This is a genomic window from Pseudomonas imperatae, from assembly GCF_057128625.1.
Window position 1 is genome coordinate 61922 of the sequence record NZ_JBSKHP010000013.1, and the last position, 21664, is coordinate 83585.

Annotated in this window: 6 protein-coding genes; 2 read left to right on the top strand and 4 right to left on the bottom strand. The window is 69.7% G+C overall.

The window, feature by feature from the left end; translation table 11 throughout:
- The first annotated feature begins 129 nt into the window (after positions 1 to 129).
- Both ACWKWX_RS17560 and ACWKWX_RS17565 read left to right on the top strand, forming a co-directional pair.
- A complete protein-coding gene (locus ACWKWX_RS17560) occupies positions 130 to 14163 on the top strand; it encodes a non-ribosomal peptide synthase/polyketide synthase (RefSeq protein ID WP_483828461.1) in 14034 nt (4677 codons plus the stop codon).
- Between the two features lie 26 nt (positions 14164 to 14189).
- Positions 14190 to 15158: an alpha/beta hydrolase gene (locus ACWKWX_RS17565; protein ID WP_483828462.1), complete on the top strand. Its 969-nt coding sequence runs from the start codon at positions 14190 to 14192 to the stop codon at positions 15156 to 15158.
- Positions 15159 to 15472: 314 nt separating this feature from the next.
- On the opposite strand, the gene ACWKWX_RS17570 is transcribed toward ACWKWX_RS17565, so the two are convergent.
- The 4 genes from ACWKWX_RS17570 to ACWKWX_RS17585 form a co-directional block, all read right to left on the bottom strand.
- Positions 15473 to 17944, bottom strand: a complete 2472-nt coding sequence (locus tag ACWKWX_RS17570; protein WP_416422493.1) for a TonB-dependent siderophore receptor — start codon at positions 17942 to 17944, stop codon at positions 15473 to 15475.
- A gap of 79 nt (positions 17945 to 18023) precedes the next feature.
- On the bottom strand, positions 18024 to 18761 hold the full coding sequence (gene fhuF, locus ACWKWX_RS17575; protein WP_483828463.1) for a siderophore-iron reductase FhuF: 738 nt from the start codon (positions 18759 to 18761) through the stop codon (positions 18024 to 18026).
- Positions 18758 to 20776, bottom strand: coding sequence for a Fe(3+)-hydroxamate ABC transporter permease FhuB (gene fhuB / locus ACWKWX_RS17580; protein ID WP_483828464.1), 2019 nt, complete (start codon positions 20774 to 20776; stop codon positions 18758 to 18760). The genes fhuF and fhuB overlap by 4 nt, the downstream gene beginning before the upstream one ends.
- Complete coding sequence (locus tag ACWKWX_RS17585; protein WP_483828465.1) at positions 20769 to 21659, bottom strand: ABC transporter substrate-binding protein; 891 nt, start codon at positions 21657 to 21659, stop codon at positions 20769 to 20771. Before ACWKWX_RS17585 ends, fhuB begins: the two co-directional genes overlap by 8 nt.
- Between the last annotated feature and the right edge of the window lie 5 nt (positions 21660 to 21664).

The following is a 21664-nucleotide window of genomic DNA, read 5'->3' on the forward strand; positions in this document are numbered from 1 at the left end:
GAGATCTCCAGCGTACTCTGGGGCCAGCGCAGCCTTCGGCAGCGGCTACGGGCGTTTGTGCATCCGCAACCGTTAACGATTCCCCTTCCCATTTCGTCTTGAATCACAAAGAACCCGGAATTCCTTGTGATGAACCCAGACCAATCCCTCGCCCTTGCCAAGCGTTTCATTGCCCTGCCCCTGGAAAAGCGCCGCCTGTTCCTGAGCAGCCTGCGCAATGACGGTGTCGACTTCGCCCTGTTCCCCATCCCCGCGCACAGCCATGCCGGTGACGAGCGCGAGCTGTCGTACGCCCAGCGGCGCATGTGGCTGCTGTGGAAACTGGAGCCCGCAAGTTCCGCCTACAACGTGGCCACCGCCGTGCGCCTGCGCGGCAACGTCGACCGCCAGGCGCTGGGCGTGGCCCTGCAGGCGCTGGTGGCGCGCCACGAAACCCTGCGCAGCCGCTTCGTCGAGGACGGCGCCTCCATTCGCCTGCAAGTGCTGCCGGCCGAGCAGGCCAGGGTCGAGCTGGCCGTGGAGACGGTCAGCGAAGACCAGCTGCAGGCCCGCTGCCGCGCCGCCAGCCGCGAACCCTTCGACCTCGCCAGCGGCCCGCTGCTGCGCGCGCAGCTGTTCGTGCTGGGCGCGGACGACTACCTGCTGAGCCTCACACTGCACCACATCATCACCGACGGCTGGTCCATGAACCTGCTGCTGGACGAGCTGGTTAAAGGCTACCTGGCCGGCCCAGCCCACGCCCCGCAGGCACTGCCCATCCAGTACAGCGACTACGCCCTGTGGCAGCGCTCGTGGCTGGAGGCGGGCGAGGCCGAGCGCCAGCTCGACTACTGGAAAACCACCCTGGCCGACGAGCAGCCGGCCCTGGAACTGCCCATCGACCGCCCGCGCGGCCGTGACTGGCAAGGGCAGGGCGAGCGCCATCACTTCAGCCTTGATGCCGGCCTGGTCAAGGGCCTGCGCGCGTTGGCTACCCAAGCCCGGGCGACCTTGCCGATGGTGCTGCTGGCGGCGTTCAACGCCGTGCTCTACCGCTACAGCGGCCAGGACGACATTCGCGTGGGCATGCCGGTGGCCAACCGCAACCGCCGCGAAACCGAGACGCTGCTGGGCTTCTTCGTCAACACCCTGGTGCTGCGCACCCGCCTGGACAGTCGCCAGGGCTTCCGGCACCTGCTGAACCAGGTGCGCGACACCCTGATCAACGCGCAAAGCCACCAGGACGTGCCCTTCGAACAACTGGTGGAGCGCCTGGCGCCCACCCGCAGCCTGAGCCGCAACCCGCTGTTCCAGGTGCTGTTCAACCACCAGCGGCAGACCGTCGACGCCCAGCGCCAGTTGGGGGGGCTGCGCATCGAGCCGTTCAGCAACCCCGAATGCTCGGTGAATTTCGAGCTGGTGCTGGACGTCATCGAAACCCCGGCCGGCGCGGTGAACGCGCTGCTGACCTACCCGCAGGCGCTGTTCGACGCCAGCACCATCGCCCGCATCGCGGCCGCGTTCACCGGCCTGCTGCACGCCGTGGTCGACGCCCCGGACACGGCGCTCGGTGCCTTGTTGCAGGGCGACGGCGGCAGCACCGCCCTGGCCCATGACGCGCCGCTGCCAGCGGCCGGCGCCTGGGTGCACGACAGCATCGCCGCCATGGCCCGCCGCCAGCCCGACGCCCCGGCCGTCAGCGGCGCAGGCCGCAGCCTGACGTTCGCCGAACTGGACCGCGCCGCCAACCGCCTGGCCCACCACCTGATCGCCCAGGGCGTGGGCGCAGAGACGCTGGTGGGCGTGGCGATGCCGCGCTCACCCGAGCTGATCGTCGCGCTGCTGGCGGTGATGAAGGCCGGTGCGGCTTATTTGCCGCTGGACGCCAGCTACCCACGTCAGCGCCTGGAATACTTGATGGCCGACTCGGGCATGGCCCTGCTGTTGAGCCACGCCAGCCTGCTCGATGCGCTGCCGGTGCCCGCCGGCGTGCCAGCGCTGGCCCTGGAACAGTTGGACCTCGGCGCGCTGCCCGACACTGCCCCCGCCGTGGCGCTGCATGCCGGCAGCCTGGCGTACCTGATCTACACCTCCGGGTCCACCGGCCAGCCCAAAGGCGTGGCCGTGGCCCATGGCCCGCTGGCCATGCACTGCGCCGGCATTGGCCGGCGCTATGAAATGACCCCAGCCGACCGCGAATTCCACTTCATGTCATTCGCCTTCGACGGCGCCCACGAGCGCTGGCTGACCCCGCTCAGCCACGGCTCCAGCCTGCTCCTGCGTGACGACGCGTTGTGGAGCGTGGAGCAGACCTGGCGCGCCCTGCACGACGAGCGCATCAGCGTGGTGGCGTTCCCGCCGGCCTACCTGCAACAGCTGGCCGAGCATGGCGCGGTGCACGGCAACCCGCCGCCGGTGCGTATCTACTGCTTCGGCGGCGACGCCGTGGCCGAGGCCAGCCTGGCCCACGTGCGCCAGCACCTGGCGCCGCAGTACGTGATCAACGGCTATGGCCCGACCGAAACCGTGGTCACCCCGCTGCTGTGGAAAGCCCCTGCCGAGCTGCCGTGCGGCGCGCCCTACGCGCCCATCGGCCATGGCGTGGGCGCGCGTACTCTGCACGTGCTGGACGCCGACCTTAACCCAGTGCCCCAGGGCGTGTCGGGTGAACTGTACCTGGGCGGCGAAGGCGTGGCCCGTGGTTACCACCAGCGCCCGGGCCTGACCGCCGAGCGCTTCGTCGCCGACCCGTTCAGCCAGGGCGGGCGCCTGTACCGCACCGGTGACCGCGTGCGCGTGCGCGCCGATGGCACCGTCGATTACCTGGGGCGCATCGACCAGCAGGTGAAGGTGCGCGGCTTCCGCATCGAGCTGGGCGAGATCGAAACCCGCCTGCGCGAAGTGCCCGGCGTCGGCACCGCCGTGGTGGTGGCCCGCGACACGCCGGCCGGCAAGCAACTGATCGGCTACCTGGAAGGCCAGGACAGCGCCGAGTTGCAGGCTGCCATCGACGCCCACCTGCAACGCCATCTGCCGGACTACATGATTCCCGCGCGGCTGGTGCTGTTGCAGCGCCTGCCGCTGAACGCCAACGGCAAGATCGACCGCCACGCGCTGCCCGAGCCGCAGTGGACCAGCATCGCCTACCGCGCCCCAGAAACCGAGGATGAAGCACTGCTGGCCGAAATCTGGGCCAGCCTGCTGGGCGTGGAACAGGTGGGCCTGGACGATGACTTCTTCGCCCTCGGCGGCCACTCGCTGCTGGCGGTGCAGGCGGTGTCGCGCATCAAGCAGGTGCTGGAGCTGGACGTGCCGGTACGCTTGCTGTTCGACGCGCCGCGCCTGCAGGATTGCGCCGCGCGCCTGCGCGACAGCAGCGGGGCCCAAGCGCCGGCGCTGCTGGCCGGGCCACGCCCCGAACGCCTGCCGCTGGCCAGTAACCAGGCGCGCCTGTGGTTTATCTGGCAGCTGGAACCCGAAAGCACCGCGTACCACATCAACAGCGGCCTGCGCCTGCTGGGCGCCCTCGACCAGCCGGCGCTGGAGCAGGCGTTCAACCGCGTGCTGGCCCGCCACGAAAGCCTGCGCACGCGCCTGGTGGACGATGGCCAGGGCCCGCAGCAACTGATCGACGCGCCGTGGACGTTCGAGCTGCCGGCCCGCCGCGTGCTACCGGCGGACGCCCGCGCCGAGGCCGGGCACCTGTTGCGCCAGCCGTTCGACCTGCAGCAAGGCCCGCTGCTGCGCGCAGAACTGCTGCAACTGGAGGAACAGGAGCACTGGCTGCTGCTGAGCATGCACCACATCGTCTCTGACGGTTGGTCGATGCAGGTGCTGATCGACGAGCTGACCCAGGCCTACGCGGCGCTGACGGCCGAGCGCGAGCCGCAGTGGCCGGCGTTGCCGCTGCAATACGCCGACTACGCCCTGTGGCAGCACCAGTGGCTGGCAGCGGGCGAGGGCCAGCGCCAGCTGGACTACTGGCGCACGCAGCTGGGCAACGAGCACCCGGTGCTGGAGTTGCCCGGCGACCACCCGCGCCCCGCGCGCGCCAGCCATCGGGGCGCGGTGTGGTCGTTCGAACTGGACGTGGCGCGCGCCGAACGCCTGCGCGAACAGGCGCGGCAACAGGGCGCCACGCCGTTCATGTGGTTGCTGGCCGCCTTCAAGACGCTGCTGTACCGCTACAGCGGCCAGGCCGACCTGCGTATCGGCGTGCCCCAGGCCAACCGCCAGCGCCTGGAGACCGAAGGCCTGATCGGCTTCTTCGTCAACACCCAGGTGCTGCGTAGCCAGCTCGACGGCCGCGCGCCGTTCACCCAGCTGCTGGCCCAGGTGCGCGACGTGACCCTGCAGGCCCAGGCCCACCCGGACCTGCCGTTCGACCAACTGGTGGAAGCCCTGCAACCGCCGCGCAGCCTCAGCCACAACCCGCTGTTCCAGGTGATGTTCAGCCACCTGCCGGCCACCCGCGGGCTGGAGCGCATCGGTCAGGCCGGACTGCAGATCGCGCCACTGCCCAGCCACGAGGAGACCCTGCAGTTCGACCTGCAGCTGTACACCCGCGACACCGCCGAGGGCGGCCTGCGTGGCGCGCTCAGCTATGCCCTGGACCTGTTCGAGGCCAGCAGTATCGAACGCCTGGGCGGCCATTGGCTGCAGCTGATCGACGCGCTGCTGGCCGACCCGGCGCTGCCGCTGGACAGCGTGCCGCTGCTGACCAATGCCGAGCGCGAGCAGATTGTTCATGGCTTCAACGCCACCGCCCGCAACTACAGCGCCACCGCGCTGCTGCCCGAGCTGCTGGTGCAGCAACGCCACGCCAGCGCCGACGCCATCGCCCTGGTGCACGGCGACCAGCGCCTGAGCTACGCCGAGCTGCACGCCCGCGCCAACCGCCTGGCCCACCGCCTGCAAGCCCAGGGCATCGGCAGTGACGACCTGGTGGGTATCGCCGCTCTGCGCTCAGTGGAACTGGTGGTGGGCCTGCTGGGCATCATCAAAGCCGGCGCCGCCTACCTGCCCATGGACCCCGAATACCCGCCCGAGCGCCTGGCCTACATGCTCGAAGACAGTGGCGTGAAACTGCTGCTGACCCAGCGCGCGTTGCTCGACAGCCTGCCGACGGTGGGCGGCGCCGAGCGCTGGTGCCTGGACGACGGCAGTGACGCCGCCTGGCCCGCCCATGAGCCGCTGCTGGACACCCAACCCGGCCAGTTGGCGTATTGCATCTACACCTCCGGTTCCACCGGCAAGCCCAAGGCCGCCGGCAACAGCCATGAGGCCCTGCACAACCGCCTGGTGTGGATGCAGCAGGCCTACCAGTTGACTGCCACCGACCGCGTGCTGCAGAAGACCCCGTTCAGCTTCGACGTGTCGGTGTGGGAGTTCTTCTGGCCGCTGATGACCGGCGCCACGCTGGTGATGGCCGACCCCGGCGCCCACCGCGACCCGGCGGCGCTGCAAGCGGTGATCGAGCGCGAGCAGGTCACCACCCTGCATTTCGTGCCGTCCATGCTGCAGCTGTTCAATGCCGCCGGCGCCCTGCGCGGCGGCTGCCCGAGCCTGGCGCGGATCATCTGCAGCGGCGAGGCGCTGTCCCACGACCTGCAGAGCCAGTGCCTGGCCGAGCACCCGGCGGCGCTGTACAACCTTTACGGGCCCACCGAGGCGGCCATCGACGTCACCCACTGGACCTGCCGCCTGGAGCCCGGCCAGTTCGCCGTGCCCATTGGCGAGCCCATCGCCAACACCGCCATTCACATTCTCGACGCCGAGCTGCAACCGGTGCCGGTGGGTGTCACCGGCGAGCTGTACATCGGCGGCATCAACCTGGCGCGCGGCTACCTGGGCCGCCCGGCGCTGACCGCCGAACGCTTCGTGCCCAACCCCTTCGGCGCCGGCCGCCTGTACCGCAGCGGCGACCTGGCGCGCTACCGCGACAGCGGCGTGATCGAGTACGCCGGGCGCATCGACCACCAGATCAAGGTGCGTGGCCTGCGCATCGAGCTGGGCGAAATCGAAGCCTGCCTGCTGGAACAGCCCGGCGTGCGCGAAGCCGTGGTCATCGACCGCGCCTCGCCCCAGGGCGTGCAACTGATCGGCTACCTGGTGGGCGAGGCGCTGGCCCTGGACGCCATCCGCGACGTGCTGCGCGCGCGGCTGCCGGACTACATGGTGCCGGCGCAGCTGATCGCGCTGGCGCAGATGCCGCTGTCGCCCAACGGCAAGCTGGAACGCCGGCTGTTGCCGGAACCGCACTGGCAGAGCCGCGCTTATGAAGCGCCGCAAGGGGCCACCGAAGTGCTGGTGGCCCAGGTGTGGGCCGAGGTGCTGGGCGTGGCCGAGGTGGGCCGTGGCGACGACTTCTTCGCCCTGGGCGGCCACTCGCTGCTGGCGATTCGCATGGTCTCGCGCCTGCGCCAGGCACTGAACCTGGAACTGGCGGTGCGGCAGGTCTTCGACACCCCGCAGCTGGCGGATTTCGCCCGCGCCCTGGGCGGCATCGCCAGCCCGTCGATTCGCCTGCAACGCCGCGAACGCCCGGTCTTGCTGCCGCTGTCCCACGCCCAGAGCCGCCTGTGGTTCCTGTGGCAGATGGAGCCGCGCAGCAGCGCCTACAACATACCCATGGCCCTGCGCCTGCGTGGCACACTGCACATCGAGCGCCTGCGCGAGGCCTTCGGGCAACTGGTGGGGCGCCACGAAACCCTGCGCACCACCTTCGCCACGGTCGATGGCCAGGCGGTGCAACGCATTCACCCCAGCATCGCCCTGGACATGCCGCAGATCGACCTCGGCGCCTTGCCCGCCGAGCAACGCCAGGCCCGCGCCCGCGAGCTGGCGCTGCACGAGGCCCGCGAGCCGTTCGACCTGCACAACGGCCCGCTGATTCGCGTGCAGCTGCTGCGCCTGGACGCAGAAGAACATCATCTGCTGCTGACCCTGCACCACAGCATCAGCGACGGCTGGTCGCTGACCGTGCTGGTGGACGAGCTGGCCAGCCTGTACCGCCAGGTGGCCCCGGCGCCGCTGCCGTTGCAGTACGCCGACTACGCCCTGTGGCAGCGCGACTGGCTGGCCGGCCCTGAAGGCAAGCGCCAGGTAGCCTACTGGCAACAGCAGTTGCAGGGCGCGCCAGCGGTGCTGGAGTTGCCCGGCGACTTCCCGCGCCCGGCTGAGCAAAGCTACCGCGGCGCCAACCTGCGCTGGCGCCTGCCGCGCGAGACCGGCCTGGCCCTGCGCGCGCTGAGCCAGGCGCAGCAGGCCACGCCGTTCATGACTGCCTTGGCGGTGTTCAACGTGCTGCTGTACCGCTACAGCGGCCAGGACGACCTGTGCCTGGGCGTGCCCATCGCCAACCGCCAGCGCGGCGAGACCGAAGGCCTGATCGGCTTCTTCGTCAACACCCAGGTGCTGCGCACGCGGCTCGACGCCGAGCAGCCGTTCGCGGCGCTGCTGCAACAGGTCAAGGCCACTGCGTTGCAGGCCCAGGCCCATCAGGATTTGCCGTTTGAGCAGCTGGTGGAGATTGTGCAGCCGGCCCGTTCGCTGAGCCACAACCCGCTGTTCCAGGTGCTGTTCAGCCACGAGCGGCACGCCCGCGAGCGCCGGGTGGAACTGGACGGCCTGAGCCTGGAAGCCATGGGTGGCGACAGCGCCACCGCGCAGTTCGACCTGTCGCTGTTCATGGATGAGAACGCCGACGACTCGCTGACCTTCAATTTCAACTACGCCACCGACCTGTTCAGCGCCGCCACGGTGCAGCGCCTGAGTGCGCATTTCACCCGCCTGCTGACGGCCGTGTTGCAGGCACCCGAGCTGCCGGTGGGGCAACTGCCGCTGCTGGACGCCGCTGAACAGCAGGCGCGCCTGGCGTCGGTCAACGACAGCGCGCGCCAGTACCCGGCCCTGCACTTCGAACACTGCGTGGCCGAGCAGGCCCGGCGCACGCCGCAGGCCGTGGCGGTCAGCGATGGCCGCCAGGCGCTGAGCTTCGCCGAGCTGGACGCCCGCGCCAACGCCCTGGCCGTGCGCCTGCAAGCGGCTGGCGTGGGCCCTGACGTGGCGGTGGCGGTGTGCCTGGAACGCACCAACGCCTTGCTGGTGGCACTGTTGGCGGTGTTCAAGGCCGGTGGCGCCTACGTGCCGCTGGACCCCGAATTCCCCGCCGAGCGCCTGGCGCACATGGTGGCGGACAGCGGCAGCCCGCTGCTGCTGACCCAGACCTCGTTACTGCCGTTGGCGGCGCAGCTGGGCCATGGCGGCGCGACCTGGAGCCTGGATACGCTGGCGCTGGAGCCGGTCGAGCAGGCGCCGCAGCACGCGGCGTTGCTGTCGAACCTGGCGTACGTGATCTACACCTCCGGCTCCACCGGCAAGCCCAAGGGCGTCGAAGTCAGCCGCGGCGGCCTGGTCAACTTCCTCCACAGCATGGCCGAAGCGCCGGGCCTGGCGGCCGGGCAGAAGATGCTGGCGCTGACCTCGCTGTCGTTCGATATCGCCGCGCTGGAGCTTTACCTGCCGCTGATCACCGGCGCCAGCGTGGTGCTGGTGGACCGCGACACCGCCCGCGACCCGCAACGGCTGATCGAGGTGATCGACGCCGAGCAGGTGGACGCGGTACAGGCAACGCCGTCGACCTGGCGGCTGCTCAGCGAGCAGCCGGCGTTCGCGCGCCTGCACGGCCGCACCCTGTTGTGCGGCGGCGAGGCGCTGCCGGCCGACCTGGCCGCGCGCCTGCTGGCGCTGCAAGGCCCGCTGTGGAACGTCTACGGCCCCACCGAAACCACCATCTGGTCGGCGCGCAACCTGCTCAGCGTCGGGCAGCCGCGCCCCGACCTGGGGCTGCCGCTGGCCAACACCACGCTCTACGTGCTCGACGCCGCCCTGGTGCCAGTGCCCGTGGGCGTGATCGGCGAGCTGTACATTGGTGGCGCTGGCCTGGCCCGGGGTTACCACGGCCGGCCGGAGCTGACCGCCGAACGCTTCGTGCCCGACCCGTTCGGCGCGCCGGGCCAGCGCCTGTACCGCACCGGCGACCTGGTGCGCTGGCGCGAGGGCGATGCCCTGGAATACGTCGGCCGCGCCGACCAGCAGGTAAAACTGCGCGGCTTCCGTATCGAGCTGGGCGAGATCGAAGCGCTGCTGCTGGCCCAGCCCGGCGTGCGCGAAGCCGCCGTGGTGGTGCGCGCCACCCCGCACGGCCAGCAACTGGTGGGCTACGCCGTGGCCGCCGACGCCGAGCCGCAAGCGCTGCGCGAGGCCCTGCGCGAACGCCTGCCCGAGTACATGGTGCCGGCGCAGATCGTGCTGCTGGAGCGCATGCCGCTGACCCCCAACCGCAAGCTCGACCGCCGCGCGCTGCCCGAGCCGGTGTGGCAGGCCCGCGCCTACCGCGCCCCGGCCAGCGCCACCGAGCAACAGCTGGCGGCCATCTGGGGCGAGCTGCTGGGCCTTGAGCAGGTGAGCCTAGACGACAACTTCTTCGACCTGGGCGGCGACTCCATCATCTCCATCCAGGTGGTCAGCCGCGCCCGCGACGCCGGCTTGCAGCTGACGCCCAAGGACCTGTTCCAGCACCAGCGCCTGGAGCAGCTGGCGGCCCAGGCCAGCCCGCTGCAAGCGGTGGCCGGGGTGACCGAGCAGGTACGCCATGTGCCCGGCACGCCGCTGCTGGCCGAGCACTTCCCGTTCACCGGCCTCGACCAGGCGCAACTGGACGCCCTGGACCTGGACCCGGCACGGGTGGAGGCCATCCTGCCGCTGTCGCCGATGCAGCAGGGCATGCTGTTCCACAGCGTCGAGGTGCAAGAGGCCGGGCTGTACGTCAACCAGCTGAACATTGGCATCCAGGGCCTGGACGCCGCGCGCTTCCGCCAGGCCTGGGCCGAGGTCAGCCAGGCCCACGACAGCCTGCGCAGCCTGTTCCTGTGGCAGGGCCTGGCCCAGCCGTTGCAGGTGGTGCTCACCGACGCGCCACTGCCGGTGCGCGAAGTGGACCTGCGCGGCCAGGCCGTGACCCCGGCGCTGATCGAGCAGCACGTGCTGGCCGAACGCGCCCAGTGCTTCGACTGGCAGCAGCCACCGCTGCAACGCCTGTTGTTGCTGCGCCTGGACGAATCCCATTACCGGCTGATCTGGACCTACCACCACATCGTGCTGGACGGCTGGAGCGTGTCGCTGCTGATCGGCCAGGTGCTGCGCCGCTACCTGGGCGGTGACAAGCCTGCGGTCAGCGGCCGTTACGGCGACTACATCGCCTGGCTGCAGGCCCAGGATGAAAGCGCTGCGCAAGCCTTCTGGCAGGCGCAGTTGCAGGTGCTGGAGCAGCCGACGCTGCTGGCCCAGGCCGTGGTCGACGCGCCGCAGGGCCGCGGCCATACCGCGCTGTATTCGCGCCTGGACAAGGCGCGCACCGAGCGCCTGCGCCAGTTCGCCCGCCAGCAGCGGGTGACCCTCAACACCCTGATCCAGGGCGCGTGGCTGCTGCTGTTGCAGCGCTATACCGGCCAGCGCACCGTGGCCTTCGGCGCCACCGTGTCGGGCCGCCCGGCCAGCCTGCCGGGGGCGGAAAACCTGCTGGGGCTGTTCATCAACACCTTGCCTATCGCCCAGACCCTGGCCCCGGAGCAGGCCCTGGGCGACTGGCTGCGCGCGCTGCAGGACTACAACCTGCGCGCCCGCGACTTCGAATACACGCCGCTGGGGCAGATTCAGCGCTGGTCCGGCCAGGCCGGGCAGGCGCTGTTCGACAGCATCATCGTGTTCGAGAACCAGCCGGTGGACCGCCTGCTGCGTGACTGGGACAACAGCGAGCTGCGCTTCGACGTGGGCCAGGGCTTTGGCGTGACCGACTTCGCCATGGACCTGATGGTGACCCTGGGCGAAGGCCTGGAAATCGAGTACATGTACCGCCGCGAGCAGTTCGCCGAGTCGGCGGTGTTGCGCCTGCGCGAGCACCTGGAAGGCCTGCTGGAGACCCTGCTTGAGGACGCGACGCGGCCGCTGGGCAGCATCGGCCTGCTGACCGCCAGCGAGCGTCTGGCGTTGGAAACGGCCAACCGCTTCGAGCCAGCCGCCACGGCGTTCGTGCACGAGCGCATCGACGCCTGGGCGGCGCACCAGCCCGAGCGCCCGGCGCTGGTGTGCGCAGGCCATGAACTGAGCTACCAACAGCTGGCGTCGCGCAGCCAGGTGCTGGCGCAGCACCTGCAACAGGCCGGCATCGGCGCCGAAGCGGTGGTGGGCATCGCCCTGCCGCGCTCGGTGGAGCTGCCGGTGGCGTTGCTGGCGGTGCTCAAGAGCGGCGCAGCCTACCTGCCGCTGGACATCGACTACCCGCCGGAGCGCCTGGCCTACCTGATGCGCGATTCGGGCATGCGCGTGCTGCTCACCGACCGCGCCACCCAGGGCCGCCTGCCGCTGCCTGAAGGGCTGGAATGCTGGGCACTCGAGGACCTGGCGGTGGACGGCGCCGGCCTGCCGCCGCTGCAACCGAAGCTGCACGCCGACAGCCTCGCGTACCTGATCTACACCTCTGGCTCCACCGGCCTGCCCAAAGGCGTGGCGGTGGCCCACGGGCCGCTGGCCATGCATTGCCAGGCGATCGGCGAGCGCTACCAGATGACCCCTGAAGACCGCGAGCTGCACTTCATGTCGTTCGCCTTCGACGGCGCCCACGAGCGCTGGCTCACGCCGCTCAGCCATGGCGGCTGCGTGGTGCTGCGTGACAACCAGCCGTGGAGCATCGAGCAGACCTGGCAGGCCTTGCATGAGCAGCGCATCAGCGTGGTGGCCTTCCCGCCGGCCTACTTGCAGCAACTGGCCGAGCAGGGCGCGCGCGAAGGCAACCCGCCGCCAGTGCGTATCTACTGCTTCGGCGGTGACGCGGTGCCCGAGGCCAGCCTGGCCCAGGTGCGCCGCCATTTGCGCCCGCAGCATGTAATCAACGGCTACGGCCCTACCGAGACCGTGGTCACCCCGCTGCTGTGGAAGGCGGCGCCCGAGACGCCGTGTGGCGCGGCCATCGCGCCCATCGGCGAGCGGGTCGGCGCGCGGACCACCTGGGTGCTGGACCCGGATCTGAACCCGGTGCCGGCCGGCACCAGCGGCGAACTGTATATCGGTGGCCAGGGCCTGGCCCGTGGTTACCACCAGCGCCCGGGCTTGAGCGCCGAGCGCTTCGTTGCCGACCCGTTCAGCCAGGAGGGCGGGCGCCTGTACCGCACCGGCGACCTGGTGCGCGCCCGCGCCGACGGTACCTACGATTACCTGGGGCGTATCGACCAGCAGGTGAAAATTCGCGGCTTCCGCATCGAGCTGGGCGAGATCGAGGCGCGCCTGCGCGCCGAGCCGCAGGTGCAGGCCGCGGTCGTGGTGGCCTTGGCAACCGCCGGCGGCAAGAAGCTGGTGGGCTACGTGGCCGCCGCACGCATCGACGGCCTGGCCGAGCGGCTGCTGGCCAGCCTGCACAGCCAGTTGCCCGAGTACATGGTGCCGGCGCAGATCCTGGTGCTCAGCCAGCTGCCGCTGAACGCCAACGGCAAGGTCGACCGCAAGGCGCTGCCCGAGCCGCAGTGGCAGGGTGGCGACTACGTAGCACCGCGCAACGAGCTGGAAGCCCAGTTGGCGGCCATCTGGGCGCAGGTGCTGGGTGTCGAGCAGGTGGGGGTGTTCGACAACTTCTTCGAGCTGGGCGGCGACTCCATCCTCAGCCTGCAACTGGTGTCCAAGGTGCGCAACAGCGAGGGCCTGGGCATCGAGATCAAGCTGCGCGACCTGATGCGCTACCAGACCATCGACGCCTTGCTGGCGCGCGGCGCCGACGATAGCGATGCCCCGCTGGTGGCGCTGGACAGCCAGCCCCAGGGCGCCGGCGAGCGCTTTGGCCTGTTGCCGATTCAGTCGTGGTTCTTCGAACAGCGCATGGCCGAGCCGCACCACTTCAACCAGGCGCTGATGCTGAGCATGGTCGCGCCGCTGGACGCCGTCGCGCTGGAGCAGGCGTTGCAGGCGCTGGTGCAGCACCACGATGCCCTGCGCCTGGGCTTCGAACAGGCCGGCGATGGCCAGTGGCAACAGCGTTATGCCGAGCATGACGCCAGCCAGGCGCTGCTGTGGGATGAACAACTGGCGTCTGCGGAGGCTATCGAAGCCTTGGCCAACCGCGCCCAGCGCAGCCTGGACCTGCAAGGCGGGCCGCTGCTGCGCGCGGTGCAAATGCACCTGCCCGACGGCACGGCGCGGCTGTTGCTGGTGATTCACCACATGGTGGTGGACGGCGTGTCCTGGCGCATCCTGCTGGACGATGTGCAGGCGCTGTACCAGGCGCAGGTCAGCGGCGTGCCGGCAAACCTGCCGGCGCGCACCAGCAGCTACCGCCTGTGGGTGGAGCGCTTGCAGGCCATGGCCGCCGACGAGCAGGGGCTGCCGTTCTGGCTGCAACTGCTGGACGACGCCCCGCGCGAGCTGCCACGCGACAACCCCCGCGGCCGCAACCTGGTGGGCGTGCGCGGCAACGCGCAGATGAACCTTGACCGCGAGCGCACCCAGGCGCTGCTCAAGCGTGTGCCGGGGGCGTTGCAGGCGCAGATCAACGACCTGTTGCTGACCGCCCTGGCCCGCGTGCTGTGCCGCTGGACCGGCGACAGTTCGGCGCTGATTCAGCTCGAAGGACACGGCCGCGAGGACCTGTTCGCCGACCTCGACCTGAGCCGCACCCAGGGCTGGTTCACCACCATGTACCCGGTGCACCTGAAACCCGGCACCGGCAGTGATTTCGCCGAGGCGGTTGGCCGTGTGCGCCGGCAGCTGCAGCGCATTCCCGACAAGGGCATCGGCTACGGCCTGCTGCGCCACGCCGGCAGCGCCCAGGCGCGCCAGCAGTTGCAGGCCATGGCGCAGCCGCGCATCACCTTCAACTACCTGGGGCAGTTCGACCAGACCTTCGAGGGCGGCCTGTTCACCCCGGCGCGCGAGTCCATGGGCGATGTCTACAGCCCGGTGGCGCAGTTGGCTAACTGGTTGGAAATCATCGGCCAGGTCTACGACGGCAGCCTCAGCCTGCGCTGCGTGTACAGCCGCAAGTGCTACCGCCCCGAGACCGTGCAGGGGCTGATGGACGCCCTGCGCGCAGAGCTTGAGCAACTGGTGGACAGCACCTTGGCGGTGGCCGCGCTATGAACCTTCTTTCGCATGGAAAACAGACAATGGCGTTGAACGCTGAACTGGCGGCCTTTCTCGACCTGGTGGACGAGGGCCGCGACGCCGGGCGCCCGGCAATGCACGAACAGACAGTGGCGCAGGCGCGCGCCGAATTCGAACGCTCTACCCAGGAGCTGGGCTGGCCGGTGGCGGGGCCGGTGACAGTCAGCGAGCACCGGTTCAGCGGCCGCGACGGCGCCCAGGTGCCGGCGCGGCTGTACATGCCCGCCGATGTGCCGGAACGACGGCAGCCGTGGCCGGTGCTGGTGTACTACCACGGTGGCGGTTACGTGGTGGGCAGCCTCGATTCCCATGACCAGGTGTGCCGCGAGTTCTGCTGGCGCACGCCGTGCGCGGTGCTGTCGGTGGGCTACCGGCTGGCGCCGGAGCAGCCGTTCCCGGCGGCGGTGAACGACGCCGAGGACGCGTTGGTGTGGTTGTGGGAGCAGGCGCCGGCCCTGGGCCTGGACCGCAACCGCGTAGCCCTGGCCGGCGACAGCGCCGGCGCCACCCTGGCCACGGTGGCGGCGATTGCGGCGGGGCAGGGCGGGTTGCCTGTGCAGCCGTGCCTGCAAATGCTGTTCTACCCGGTGACCGATGCGGCCGGCAGCACCACCTCGGCCGACCTGTTCGACCAGGGCTACCTGCTGGAGACGCCGACGTTGGCGTGGTTCTACGACCATTACCTGCCCGACGTGGAGCAACGCAGCGACTGGCGCGCCTCGCCGTTGCGCGCCGCGATCCCACCGGCCACCGCCCCGGCCTACATCGCCGTGGCCGGCTTCGACCCGCTGCTGGACGAAGGCCGCGCCTACGCCGCCCACCTGCGCGCCGCCGGCGTGCCGGTGACCCTGCACTGCCAGGCCGACCTGACCCACGACTTCCTGCGCATGGCCAGCATCACCCCGGCGGCGCTGCCCCTCTACGAAACCTTCACCGCCGTGCTCGCCCAGGCGCTCCACGCGAAAGCCTGACGCAGCCTTCGGCAGCTGCTACGCGAATCTGTAGCCGCTGCCGTAGCTGCGCAGGCGCGCGGCCTACGCGAAATCCTGCGTACACCGCCCCCTGTAGCAGCGGCCGCAGGCCGCGTCCTGGAGCAACGCAGGACCGCCGCCTGACGCAGCTGCTACATCCTGTGGGAGCTGGCTTGCCAGCGAGCTGTTGGGGCCATCAAAGCTCGCTGGCAAGCCAGCTCCCACAAAACAGCGTCCCCAGACGCCGCAATCACCCGCCAAAAAAAAACGCCAACCCCGCAAGGGGCTGGCGTTTTTTGTGCCGCAGGGGGCGCTTACCAGTTGTAGCTCAAGGTCGCGATCACGTTGCGGCGCGGGCCGTAGTAGCAGGCGGCGTAGTTGCTGCAGCTGGCCACGTATTCCTTGTCGAACAGGTTGCTGGCGTTGACCGCCACCTTGGTGCCGTCCAGTTTGCTCGACAGTTTGCCCAGGTCGTAGTGCACGGCGGCGTCGACGATGGTGAAGTTGCCGGTCTCGATGCGGTTGTACACCGCCGATGGCGAGGACACGCTGCTGCCCCACAGGTCGCCGGTGTAGCGCGCGCCCAGGCCGGCGCCGAGGCCGTCCATCAGGCCTTCGTGGAAGGTGTAGTCCAGCCACGCGGAGGCTTGCTGGCGTGGGGTGAACGGCAGTTCGTTGCCCTTGTCGGTGTACGACGAGGTGACATAACCGGTGCGGGTCACTTCGCTGTCGGTGTAGGTGTAGGACGCCAGCAGGTCGAGGTTCTTGCTCAGCACGGCCTTGCCTTCCAGTTCGAAGCCGCGGCTTTCGGCGGCGCCGATCTGGATGGTGTTGTTGATGTTGGTCGGGTCAGCCGTGGTCACGTTCTTCTGCTTGAGCTTGTACACCGAGGCGGTGATGTAGCTGTCCTGGCCCGGCGGCTGGTACTTGATGCCCAGCTCGTACTGCTCGCCCTCGGTGGGCTTGAAGATCGGCGTGGCGGCGCTGACCGCGGTGTTCAGCTGCGGGTCGAACGACTGCGAGTAGCTGAAGTAGGGCATCACGCCGTTGTCGAACAGGTAGGCCACGGCGTAGCGGTAGGTGCCCTTGTGGTTGTCCTGGTCGATGTAGCGGTTGGTGGCGTTGCTGCGGTCGGGACGGTAGTGGCTTTCCGAGTCAGCCCAGTCGAAGCGCCCGCCCAGGGTGAACAGCCAGTGGTCCAGCTTGATCTGGTCCTGGGCGTACACGCCGGTCTGCTTCTGTACCTGGTACATGTCGCGGGAGGTGTAGATGTTGGTGCGCGTGCCGCTGCTGTTGCCGCCGGCGTAGGGGTTGGTGGTGGTGTAGCTGCTGTTCACCACGTTGTTGTCCAGGGTGCTGCGGCGGTAGTCCAGGCCGGTGAGCAGGGTGTGCTCCAGCGCGCCGGTGTTGAATTTGCTTTCCAGCTGGTTATCGACGTTGAAGATCTGCAGGTTGCGCTTGATGTCCGAGGTCAGGCGCGACAGGTTCGGGCTGGTGGCTTCGTTGACGTAGCCGTTGCCGAACGCGGTGCGGTTCTCGATGTTGACCTGGCTGTAGCGCAGGTTCTGGCGGAAGGTGAAGACGTCGTTGAAGTGGTGCTCGAACAGGTAGCCCAGCTGCGAGCTTTCGCGGCGGAGTTTGTCGAAGTCGCTGTCACCCAGCAGGGTGTCGCTGGAGATCTTGCCGTACTGGGAGTGGTGCAGGGTGCCCGACTCCGGGTAGTACTGCTCGGTGCTGCCACCCCAGTCGCGCTGGTAGTTGGCCAGCACGGTCAGCGAGGTGTCGTCGTTGGGGCGCCAGGTGAACGCCGGGGCGATGAAGTTGCGGTTGTTCTGCACGTGGTCGACCTGGGTGCCGCTGTCCTTCACCAGGCCCGTCAGGCGGTAGCTGAACACGCCCTGGTCGTCGATGGGGCCGCCGAAGTCGAAGCCCAGCTGCTTGAGGTCATAGCTGCCGCCCTGCACCTGGATCTGGTGGTAGGGGGTGCTGGTGGGCATCTTGCTGGTCAGGTTGATCAGGCCGCCCGGGCGGCTCTGGCCGTAGAGCATAGACGCCGGGCCGCGCAGCACCTCTACGCTTTCCAGGCCGTAGGGTTCGGACATGCCGCCCTGGCCGCTCTCGCCGTAGGGCAGTTGCAGGCCGTCCTGGAACACGTAGGGCGAGAAGCCGCGGATGCGGAACTGTTCGCGGGTGTTGTTGGCGCCGGTGTATTCGCCGAACACGCCGGGGGTGTAGCGCACGGCGGAGCTGACGTCCTGCACGGCCTGCTCGTCCATCTGCTTGCGGGTGACCACCGAGATCGACTGCGGGGTCTCGCCAATGGGCGTGTCGGTCTTGGTCGCGGTGTTGGTGCGCTTGGCGACGATGCTGTATTCGGGGGTGTAGCCGCTGCCATCGCCGGCGGCGTTGATGTTGACGTTCTGCAGCAGCATGGCGTTGCCATCGGCAGTAGCGGCGCCCACGGTGATGGTGTTGCCGTTCACTTCGTAGCGCAGGCCGGTGCCGCGCAGCATCTGCTCCAGGGCCTGTTGTGGCTCCATGGTGCCGTCAACGCTGAGGCTGTTGCGGCCTTTGATCGAGTCGGCGCTGAACAGCACCTGCATGTTGGTCTGGGTGCCGAACTGCATCAACGCATTGGACAGCGGTTGCGCCGGGATGTGCACGGCTACCGGTGCCGCCAGGGCCTGGGCGCTGTACGCGGCCAGGGCCAGGCTTGCCGCCAACAGGGTCTTGGTGAAACCGGATCCTTGTGTTTCACGCCCTTTGTTGTGTCGAAACTCGAACATTATTAGCACTCGTTAAGGTTAGCTTATAAGAATCGTTTCCAATAAGACGAAACCCGCAAGCAAAACCAGAATGATTTTTTCACTTTTTTTTGCACTGCCGCCGATTGGCTGGCAACGGGCAGGACGGGCAGTAATCCACGCTGTCCAGGCGGTAGCGCAGGCAGCACACGCGGCGGGTGCTGGCGCTGGTTTCGTCATCGGGCACGGCGAAGCGCACGGGTTCGAACAGCGGGTTGCTGCAGCCGTTCGGCCACTGTTTGGCGCTGAGCAGCTCACGCCCCGGCGCCGCGCGTGCGGCGCCGCCCAGCGGGTGGCGGGCGACCACGCCCACGGCCCAGGCCACGCGCACCCCGGCGTTGCTCCACAGCACGCGCGGCGACAGGCCGCTGAACTGGGCGAGGGTGGCGCACAGCGGCGCCAGGTGCTCGAACACCAGTGGCGCGAAGCGCTCGAACGCCGAGCGCGGCTGGCGCACCTGGCCGTCGTCGCTGAGCTCGACCCGCTGCGGGTTGCCTTCGGCATCCAGGTGCAGGCGGGTGTGGTCGAGGCCTAGGGGCAACTGGCGGTCCTGCAGCAGGTCGAGGATGACCACTGGTGGCACCAGCACCGAGAAGTACCATTGCGTCCACAGCGACACCAGCGCCTTGGTGTCGCCGCCGGGGTAGCGCTGGGCGAAGGCTGCCAGCGGCGGCTGGTAGCGCTGCGGGTCGAGCAGGTCGCTGAGGACGATTCCAGGCGCGGCGCCGTCGGCCAGCGCCAGCGACTCGCCGACCCCGGCCAGTGGCCCGGGAAAGGCGCTGGCGAAGGCGGCGATCATGCGCCACCCCGGCGGCGGATCATCAGCCACATGAAGTACGGCCCACCAACAAAGGTGGCCAGCAGCCCGGCCGGGATCTGCCAGGGGAAGATCAGCGTGCGGCCCAGCCAGTCGGCCACCACCATCAGCAGCGCCCCCAGCAGCGCTGCGCCGTACAGCTGCACCAGCGCCCGGCGCAGGCCCAGCAGGCGCGCCATGTGCGGCGCCATCAGGCCGACGAAGCTCAGCGGGCCGACCACCAGGGTGGCAGCGCCGGTCAGCAACGCGGTCAGGGTCAGCAGCGCCAGGCGGCTGCGGCCCAGGTTCAGGCCGAGCATGCTGGCGGTGCTGGGGCCCAGGGCCAGCAAGTCGAGCCAGCGGCGGATCAGCGGCGCCAGGGCCAGGCCGACCAGCGCTACGGCGCAGGCGACCACTGCCTGGGGCGCACTGACCCGGTAGGTGGAGCCGGCCATCCAGCTGAGCAGGGTGCCCAGGCGCGGGTCACCGCTGACCAGGATGATGCTGGAGAACGCCCCGGAGATGGTCGCCAGGGCGATGCCGGTGAGCAGCAGCCGCTCGGGTGAAAAGCCATGCCGCCAGCCGAACGACAACAGAATCAGCAGGGTGACCAGCGCGCCGGCGCTGGCGGTCAGCAGGATGACGCCGGGGTTGAGCGGCAGGTTGGCGAGGAACACCAGGATCACCCCCAGGGCGGCGCCGGAGCTGACCCCCAGCACTTCGGGGCTGGCCATGGCGTTGCCGGTGGTGCGCTGGATCATGGTGCCGGCCATGGCCAGCATGGCGCCGGCGGCCATGGCGGCGAACAGCCGAGGGGCGCGCCAGGGCAGCAGTTGCAGGGTTTCACTGACGCTGCTGAAGGCCCAGCCACTGGGGCCGGGGGCCAGGGTCAGGGCCAACGCCAGGCACACCACCAGGGCCACGGCGCTCACCGCGAGGATGCGTGCCGGGTGGCGCGGTTTGGGCTGCTGGGCATCGGGCGTGCTGCGCGGCGGGTGCAGGCTGCGGCGCATCTGCGGCAGCAGCCACAACAGCAACGGCGCGCCCAGCAGCGCGGTGGCCGTGCCAGTGGGCAGCAGCGGGGCGAAGTTCTGGATGACCTGGTCGGCCAGCCACAGCAGCAGCGCGCCGAACAGCGGCGCGCACCATAGCTGCTGGTGCAGCCGGCGGGCACCGAGCAGCCGCGCCAGGGCCGGCGCGGCCAGGCCGACGAAGGCGACCATGCCGATGTGGCTGACCACCGTGGTGCTGAGGAATACCGCCAGGGCCAGGCCCAGGGTGCGGCTCCAGGACAGCGACAGGCCCAGGCTGCGCGCGCTTTCGTCGGACAGTTGCAGCACGTCCAGCGGCCGCACCAACAGCAGCGCGGCGAGCATGCCGGGGATCAGGCTGAAGGTCAGGTCGCGGGTCAGGCCCCAACCGTTCTGGGCCAGGTTGCCGGTCTGCCAGACGAACAGCTCGCCCAGGTATTCGTGGTTGAACAGCACCATGATCGAACCCAGGGCGCCGCAGTACAGGCCAATAATCAGGCCCGCCAGCACCACCGCCAGCGGCGCCAGCGCCTGGCGCCAGGCCAGGGCGAACACCAGCAGCATGGCCAGGCCGCCGCCGGCGCTGGTCAGCAGGGTGCGGCCCTGGTCGAGCAGACCGGGGGCGAACAGCAGGCCCACCACCAGCATCAGGTTGGCGCCAGCGGAAATGCCCAGGGTGGATGCGTCGGCCAGCGGGTTGCGCAAAATGCTTTGCAGCAGCGCGCCACTCAGGCCCAGGGCCGCGCCGGCCAGCAGGCTCACGGCCAGCCGCGGCAGCCAGGCGTGGTGCACCAGCAGCTGCGCGGTGTCGCTGGCGCTGGGGTGCACGGCGGCGCTCCACCACAGGCCGGGCGGCAGGTGGCGCAGCAGGCCGTGCAGGCTCAGGGCCACGGCGGCCAGCGCCAGCAAGCCGACCACCAGCAGCCAGCGCCGCTGCTGCGGGTTGCGGGTCTTGGTGGCGGCGTAATCGAGGGCGGAACTAGCCATGGGCGTACTCCGGGTCGGCGGGCAGGTGTTCCACCAGCAGCTCGGCGAAGCGCGCCGCAGTCTGCGTGCCGCCAAATACGTAGGTCGGCGGGATGGCGCTCAGGCGTCCTTCGCGCACGAAGGGCAGCACGTTCCACAGGGTGCTGGCACTCAGGGTCTTGAGCGAGCGCTGGCTGGCCTTGCCGAAGTTCAGGTAGAGCATGCGCGCCTCGGGGCGTTCCACCAGTTGTTCCAGCGGCACCAGGGCGAAGCCGGCCGGGCCCAGTTCGCCGTCCCAGGCGTTCACCAGGCCGACCCGCGCCAGGGCGTCGCCCAGCAGGCTATTGTGGCCCCACAGGCGCACGTGGCTGCCGCCCTGGTCGATGTCCGCGAGGTAAATCGGCCGGTGCTGTTGACTGAGGATGCGTGCGCGGGCAGCGTCCAGGCGGGCGCCGAGGCTGGCCACCAGGGCCTGGGCCTCGGGCTGGCAATGCAGCCACTCGCCCACTTCGCTGATGGCCGCCAGGCCACGGGGGATGGGCGCAAGGGTGGTAGGCACGTCCAGCACCCGCACTGGGGCAATGGCGGCGTACTGCGCCTGGGCCATCTGCTGCACGGGGCTGAGCAGGATCAGGTCGGGCTTGAGCCGCGCCAGCAGTTCCAGGCTCGGCTCCCACGACGCGCCCAGGTCCAGCACGCCGGCCGGCAGCGGCGGCTGCGGCACGCGGGCGCGGTACATGTCCAGGCTGGGAATGGCCAGCGGAGAAACGCCAAGGCCGAGCATGATCTCGGCCAGTTGCCAGTCCAGCGGGGCTACCCGCCGGGCCTGGGGTTGAGCGTGGAGCAGCGGGCTTGCCGCCAGTGCCGCCACGCCCATCAGTTGCAGGAATGAGCGCCTGTGCATGATCG

Coding starts and splice junctions, on each gene's coding strand:
- ACWKWX_RS17565 (WP_483828462.1), top strand. CDS start 14,190: ATGGCGTTGAACGCTGAACTGGCGGCCTTTCTCGACCTGGTGGACGAG.
- fhuF (WP_483828463.1), bottom strand. CDS start 18,761: ATGATCGCCGCCTTCGCCAGCGCCTTTCCCGGGCCACTGGCCGGGGTC.
- ACWKWX_RS17570 (WP_416422493.1), bottom strand. CDS start 17,944: ATGTTCGAGTTTCGACACAACAAAGGGCGTGAAACACAAGGATCCGGT.
- ACWKWX_RS17560 (WP_483828461.1), top strand. CDS start 130: ATGAACCCAGACCAATCCCTCGCCCTTGCCAAGCGTTTCATTGCCCTG.
- ACWKWX_RS17585 (WP_483828465.1), bottom strand. CDS start 21,659: ATGCACAGGCGCTCATTCCTGCAACTGATGGGCGTGGCGGCACTGGCG.
- fhuB (WP_483828464.1), bottom strand. CDS start 20,776: ATGGCTAGTTCCGCCCTCGATTACGCCGCCACCAAGACCCGCAACCCG.